The 6,941-nt window shown below is 70.9% G+C and carries 5 protein-coding genes; 3 read left to right on the forward strand and 2 right to left on the reverse strand.

Annotation, left to right across the window (positions count from 1 at the left end):
• Positions 1 to 185: 185 nt before the first annotated feature.
• Entirely contained in the window at positions 186 to 1,541 is a 1,356-nt protein-coding gene (locus CP970_RS43910; RefSeq protein WP_317987183.1) for a DNA-binding protein, read from the reverse strand.
• 255 nt (positions 1,542 to 1,796) lie between these two features.
• Between CP970_RS43910 and CP970_RS43915 the strand changes: the two genes are divergently transcribed.
• Together CP970_RS43915 and CP970_RS43920 are read left to right on the forward strand one after the other, a co-directional pair.
• Positions 1,797 to 2,465, forward strand: coding sequence for a hypothetical protein (locus CP970_RS43915; RefSeq protein WP_055557187.1), 669 nt, complete (start codon positions 1,797 to 1,799; stop codon positions 2,463 to 2,465).
• A gap of 155 nt (positions 2,466 to 2,620) precedes the next feature.
• Complete coding sequence (locus CP970_RS43920; RefSeq protein WP_055557185.1) at positions 2,621 to 3,388, forward strand: hypothetical protein; 768 nt, start codon at positions 2,621 to 2,623, stop codon at positions 3,386 to 3,388.
• 36 nt (positions 3,389 to 3,424) lie between these two features.
• On the opposite strand, the gene CP970_RS43925 is transcribed toward CP970_RS43920, so the two are convergent.
• On the reverse strand, positions 3,425 to 6,208 hold the full coding sequence (locus CP970_RS43925; protein ID WP_150494732.1) for a DEAD/DEAH box helicase: 2,784 nt from the start codon (positions 6,206 to 6,208) through the stop codon (positions 3,425 to 3,427).
• Between the two features lie 111 nt (positions 6,209 to 6,319).
• On the opposite strand from CP970_RS43925, the gene CP970_RS43930 reads away from it, so the two are divergent.
• A complete protein-coding gene (locus CP970_RS43930; RefSeq protein ID WP_055557208.1) occupies positions 6,320 to 6,895 on the forward strand; it encodes a helix-turn-helix domain-containing protein in 576 nt (191 codons plus the stop codon).
• The last annotated feature ends 46 nt before the right edge of the window (positions 6,896 to 6,941 follow it).

The following is a 6,941-nucleotide window of genomic DNA, read 5'->3' on the forward strand; positions in this document are numbered from 1 at the left end:
TGATTCTCAGCGGAAATGCGAACCGTGCGACGCCGCCTCCCGTACGGTCCGTACCGACCCGCGCCGGGCACGTTCCCCGGCGTTATGGCCCCGCGCCACCACGCGATGCGACACAGCCCAGTGCACGCGACGGCGATCCCGCCCGCACCACGGCCGAGCCCTCAACGACCAGCAACGTCCGCTCCCTACCGGTACTGGTTGTCTGTGCCCCGGTCCGACCGGAGGACCTCCTCCGCCTCCTCCTCGGACAGCCGAGCCCACCGGGCCACCTCCTCCAGCGGCACTCCGGCGTTCACGGCGGCCACCATGACCCGCTCCAGCGCCTGGTCGAGCAGATCCGTGCCACGGCTCAGACCCTCCAGCAGGTGCCGGGCCACCTCGGCAGTCCTGCCGACCTGCGCACCATGTAGCTGCTGCAGCTGTTCCTCGGCCTCGCCAAGGAGATTGGTGATCGTGAAGCGCTGCTCCGCGGGCACCACAGCGCGCCAGTTCGTCCCCGATCCCGGGGCCTTTCTCTCTCTGGACACAACTCGCAGTCCGGCGGCCATCGTCGATGGCTGGTGTTCCTGCCGCACCCACCACAGGTTCTCCTCGAACCGCGCAAACGGCCCGGGCTGACCCCCGGGGTGGCGCCGCAGACGGACAACCGTCCCCATCCACGCGAGCAGCAGACCCCCATGGTCGACCGCGATCAGCGGCCCCAGCCACCCCCTTCCCACCCGCTCGCCCAGACGGCGGCCAAACGCCCCGTCCACGCCCAGCGGCCGCGCACCCCCGCTGTCCGCCCACACCAACTCCGCCATGACCGGATCCAGCAGCGCATCCGCTACCGCCACCACCTCCGGAAAGATCACCGCATCCCGGCCCACCACCCGCCACCACTCCAGATCAGCCCCTGCGTTACCGCCCGCAACCTGGTGCAGGCGCCGCGGCCAGATCTCCTCCCGCTCCCACCCATACGCCCCCTCCCACCACCGGGCCACCACCGCATACGCCAGCCCGAACACCTCACCCGCATCCACCCCCGCCCGCACCGCCCGCCGCACCACACCCCACCACCGCCGCTGCGCCGCCCCCACCTCCGCAATACCCCGCACGTCCAGGTACTCCAGCGGTTGATCAGCGTCCGCGTCCAGAGCCCACCGCCCGTGCCGTACACACACCCGCTCCCACCGCTGCGCGTACCGCACCACACACACCGCGGCCCCGGTACGCCGCGTCGCACACAAACGGCACCCGAACGCCACCGGCCCCACTACTGCGCCCCCGACCCGCCACAGCCCCCGAGCAGCACCGTCCTGGCCCGCCGCCAGCTGGGGGTCCTGACGCCCCCAGGACGGCAGCGCCCGCGCCAGCGCCTTCTCCCCGACCCCGCACAGCCCCGACAGCGCGCGCCGGCCCGCCGCATCCAGCAGCACCTCCGCATCAGCCCGCAGCCCGCCACCCTCGTGCCGAGGACGGTGCCCGCGCCACCGCCACCCGGACAACAGCGCCTTCTCCTCCAACCCGTACCGATCAGCGATCCGGCACAGAAACGACAACGTCGTCTCCCCACACACAGGAGACACACGCAACACCCCAGGAACCATCCCCCCAGCCTCCCGGAAAGCACCGCACCCGACGGCTGATTCCCCCTCTCAAGTATCCCGGCCGCGAGCCCTCCGCTGCCCCCAGCGCTCAACACCCGGCCCCACCCTGCTCACCGCCCTCCTCGTCGATGCCGAGGGCTGCCACGCCACACTGATCACGAACCGGAGCAGGGTCCTTTCCAGCGTCGTGGGGGACAACATCTATGTATGGATGAACAGCCGGACGAACACCTGATGGATCTGCCGCGCCCGCGATGGTCTGCCTACGAGATCGCCGTGTACGGCGGCAGTATCGAGGACGACCTCGTCATCGCGGGCGGATACCTTCGCGTGGCCCAGATCGCAGCAGAGCGCTGGAGCCTGCACGGCCCCGATGACTCCCTGCCGGTCCCGATCCTCTACAACTACCGCCACAGCGTGGAACTGAGCCTGAAGTGGCTGATCCGGAGGGCCGCCCGCATCATCCGCACCGAGGGCTACGACACCCGCGGGAGGAACCTGAGCCCACAGAAGGGCGACGCCAAGCTGCGCGAGGACAGCCACTCCATCAAGAAGCTCGCCGAACGCCTGAACACCTACCTGGGCCTCATCACTGACCTGCAGCCGCCCGAGAACCGCATCGACGACGAGTCGATGGCCACCCTGCTCTGGCTCGACGGCCAGGACGACACCGGGGAGACGTACCGGTACGCCACCGTCGGCCGTGATGCCGCAAGCCAGCCGTCCCGCCCTCACCAGACCAACATCAACTTCTACGACGAGGTCAACCGGCTGCATCACCTCGCGTCCCTGCTGCAGGGCGGATACTCCTCACACCTGGACGAGTTCGGACACCAGCTGGCTGAGTACCGCCAGGCCATGAACGATTACTACTAGGACACCAGCAGCGCCGCGCGCAGGGCCGGACCGCACAGAGGCCCGGCCACGCTGAGCTCGTTGCCGTCCTTCTGCTCACACGCTCCGGCTGGCTCACCGCCGTCCCCGCCAAAACCGCTACCCCCAGCCCGGCACACTGCCTACCCTGAAGGCTCATGAACACGCAGGCTTTCAAGGGCGCCTACCTGGAGCCCTTGTTCCACCAGGTTGAGCAGCTGCGCACCGACGGCGCCTACCGCCAGCTGCCCGCCCCCGCGCCCTCCAGCAGCTTGGCCACCGATGACGCCCCGCTGGGACCGTACGCGGCAGCCCACCTGATCCGCGCCTCCTACACCGCAGGCCTGGCCCACGCCGACGCCCTGCGCCGCCTGACCCTGGCCGGAGAGATCGACCCCACCAGCCCCTTCACCCTGCTGCGCAGTGCCCTGGAGAACTTCGCCACCGGAATCTGGCTGCTCTCCGGCAACCGCCCCGAACGCCAGCGCCGCGCGCTGTCGCTGTGGGACGAAGACATGCGCAACCGCCACCAGCACGAGCAGGACACCGGACAGATACCCGCCCCGCCAGGGCAGAGCGGGGCACTGCGCCGCGCTGAGATCCGAGCCCTGGCCGACCAGCTCGCCCTGGCCCCGCTCGCCGCGCCGAAGACTAACGAGATCATCAGCCAGGCTGCCCCCGCCGCCGGCCTGACCGCAGTCAAGGTGTGCGCCGCCTGGCGGGCGGCCTCCGGCTTCGCCCACGGCCGCTACTGGCCCAACCTCCGCGCCAGCCAGCCCCGCGCCGCCCTGCCCGCCGACGACCACGGCGTGTACACCGTTGCCCTGGTCATCGACGAAGACCAACACCAGCCCCTGGCCCACTACTGCCACACCATGCTCAACCGGCTCCAGGACGCCTACCACGCACGCGCCACCGCCCGCTGACACCACACCGCCGATCGCCCGCCGCGCATGGACGGCTCACTGCCCGTCACCAGTCTGCTGCTGCACCTTGCCGTTGCGAGCGGCTGTTGCCCAGGGGAGTCCGAGTCCGGTGAACAGCGCCTGGTGCTCGGGCGGGTAGGTGGGGTACCGGGTGCGTGCGGCGTTCAGGCGCCGTCTCAGCTGTACCTCGATGCCGCCAACACGCGGCCGGTAGGTGTCGTGAACACAGTGCCGACCGTCCTCGCTCACCAGGGGGCCGATCTCCTCCAGGTGCTGGCGGGCGGCGGTGACGATCTCCATGAGACGTTCGGTGCGGGAGCGCGGTACACGGACCGAGCCTGCGGCCGTGACCCGCCGGTCACCGGTGGCCGGTCCCATGCGCAGCTCCAGGAGCACTGCGCGCTGCTCTTGTCCCAGACGGGGCCACCTGCGGTGCTGGTCGCACAGCCACTTACCCAGATCATCGCCCCGGAAGATCCGCTGCCCGGTGAGGAGTTCGCCGCAGCGCCCGCCCTCCTTGTAGAAGGCCGTCAGCAGGACGAATTTGCGCTCGAAGGCGGCGTTCCAGGGCGCCCCGGCCCTCACGCGCCACACCCCCAGCTCGTCCAGCACCTGGGCGACCTCACGCTCCTCTTCCTGCGCGCCCCAGGAGGGCCTGCGGCACTCGCTGAGCAGTCTCCCGATCTTCACCTCCTGCCCGTCCACGCTGAGGGTCTCCTCCACCCCGGGCAGGAGGTGCCCGTGCTGATCCGCGTACACGCGCGCTGCCTCGACCAGGAGCTGCCGGGCTGAGGCCCTGGGTTCCCACACGAACCCGTACTCGCCGAGCAGGGCGGCCAGGTCCGCGCTCACCCGCCGCGGCCGCCCCTGCCAGACGGACAGTCCTTCCTCGGGGCCGTGTTCGGCGATCAGGGTGCGTAGGTCGTCACGGTCGCGGCGCCACTGCCTGCGTACCCGCTCGAGCTCCCAGCCGAGCCGGACCACCACAACCCCTGGCTCCTGCGCGAGCTCGGGCGGCAGATCCCGCTCGTGTTCCTCAGCCAGCTCCTGCTGCTCCTCGCTCTTCTTCCTGAGCAGGGGCACCCTGGCGTAGTCCACGGGGAGGGTTTCGTGCCAGTCCACGGGCACCCGCAGATGCCCCGTGCGCTGGCGGTAGGCGGCAACAGCCCGCATGACGCGCTCGGTGTCGGCGGTGACCGGGTCGGACAGCACGGTGATCTTCAGCCAGTCAGCGAACACGGCTGCTGACCGCTGCCGGGTGAGGGTCAGCATCTGCTGGAGCTCGCGGGCGCGTTCCTCGGCCCGCTGGCGTGCCTCCTTGGGCGGCTGGACGCGGTGGGGACCGCGGCTGCTGCTGCGCCCGGCATGCTCCAGCCGCCGCACGGCCTCCTCCGGCTCATCTTCGCCTTCGCCGGTGGCGTGATCTGGTTCGTAGGACTCCAGCGCGCGCAGCATGTTGATCACTGGCCCCCAGTCCGGCCCGACCAGCGTGCCGTCCGCAGGCCGTGCCAGGTGGAGCACGGGCACGATGATCGACGCGATCTTGTCCGGGTTCTCCCAGTCGTAGCGCACGGCACGCCCCGCGATCTGCAGGAGGTCGCCCTGCGCCGCGCGGGGGTCGACCAGGGCGACGGCGTCGACGGCCGGGACGTCGACACCCTCACTCAGTAGCCGCACCGAGCAGACCACGGCCAAGTCCACCGGCCGCCCCCGAAGATCCGTGCCCGCCGCCAGCGCCTTCAGGACCCGCTGCCGCTCCCGGGCCGGGGTGCCTTCGTGCAAGGCCACCGCCCATACCCGCCGCGGCGCCGACGTCCCCTGCCCATGCAGAACCCGCGTCAGCTGGGCCAGCGAGGCCGCGGCCGCGCGCGCCCCAGTCACCGTCGAGTGGTAGGTCAGCAGCCGACGGCACCCGATCCGGCCTGCGGCCCGCAGTACCGCCCCCAGCGACGCCGTGAGCAGCTCCGCCCGCACCCCCGCGTCCGCCCGGCCCCGCGCCGCGACGAGGTCGCGCAGCCGGGCTTCGTCGACTTCGGCGGCGATCACGGGGCTGTGTGCGAGTTTCCCGCGCCGCTGCGCCTCCCGCAGGCCCAATCGGTAGGCGACAGGCCCGTGTCTGCGCTCCGAGAGCCGCACCACCGGATCACTCGCCTGCAGACGCCCCTGCTCGTCCCAGCGCACCGCCCCGAGCAGCCGCGGGGTGGCGGTCATCGACAGCCGGTGGCGGGCGGGCACGAGGTGCTGCTCGTTGACCCGTCCCCACACTTGGGAGGTTTCGGTGTGGTGGGACTCGTCGCACACCAGCAGGTCCCATTCCGGCAGCGGCCGGGCCCCGTCCCGCTCCGCACTCAGCCGATGCCCGGCGATCAGCGAATTCTCCACGCTCGCGTAGGTCGCCAGCACCGTGAACTGCCCCTCGCCCTGGGCGGCGAAGGCGTTGGCGTGCCACGCCACCACCCGCGGATCCGTTGTCACCATCACGCCCGGCTCACCCGCCAGCGCCGCATCCCGCGGCGCGTACACGGCGATCACTGGCCCGCCGCGCCCGGCCGCGCGCAGCACGTGGTAGGTCTGCTCGAGGAGCGTCCGTGTGGGCACCACCATCAGCAGCGACCCCCGCCCCGCGACCAGATCCGCGACGCGCGCGGCTACCCGCGTCTTGCCCAGCCCGGGCGCCATGTGCAGCTGGGCCCGGAACCGCGGACGGCGCGCTCTGGGGGAGGGGGTGTAGACCCGCATGATGGCGGCGACGGCGTCGTCCTGGTGGTCGTAGAACGCCGCGAGCTCGGCCTCCGACCGGACAGCCTCATCCACCTTCACGATCAGCTCCCGGGGGTGCTCTGCAGGGGTGTCAGTGGATCAGCCGAATACCCAACCAACTTCCTCCTGTGACAACCTAGACCGCCGCCCCCGTGATGGAAGGAGGGGGAAGTGCCGGAAAGGACGATGGAGTTCGGCAAGTACGGCGCCCACGGCATCAAGGGCCACGAGGCTGTTGCCCGGCAACTCGACCGGCTCACTGGATTCATCGCCACGCCCATTACCGCGCGCCGTGGCCTGATGGCCCGGCTGCACTACCTCACCCGCACCCCCCACGCCCGCGAAGCAGCCCGCGCGGCCGGCCTCACCGTCACCGACCGCACCCTGAAGGCCTGGCTGGCCGGTCGGCGCAGCCCCTCCAAGCAGAACCTGCAGCGCATCGAGACGGTCTACCGCACGGTGCGCCGCCACAACGTGGCCCGGTACCTGACCAGCCGTCTCAACCGTGAAGGCCGCGGCACCCGGGTGGAGTTCCACTCCCTCAACCAGTCCCGCGTCAGCCGCCCCCACCAGCGGGTCGTGGACTTCCGCACCCTCAACGTCCGCCACTGGGACCGCATCGTCGACGCCTGGAGCACCGGCAACGACGCGGCCCTGGACGATGCGTGGGTGAATGACGCGGTGGTAGACCTGGGCTCGCAATGGGGCCAGTACGAAAACGTCACCAACATCGGATTCGCAGCATGACACCCAAATTCGATATCCCAGCCCCGGGATATCGAATTTGGGTGTC

Origin of the sequence: Streptomyces kanamyceticus (assembly GCF_008704495.1) — a bacterium.
Classification (GTDB): Bacteria; Actinomycetota; Actinomycetes; order Streptomycetales; family Streptomycetaceae; genus Streptomyces; species Streptomyces kanamyceticus.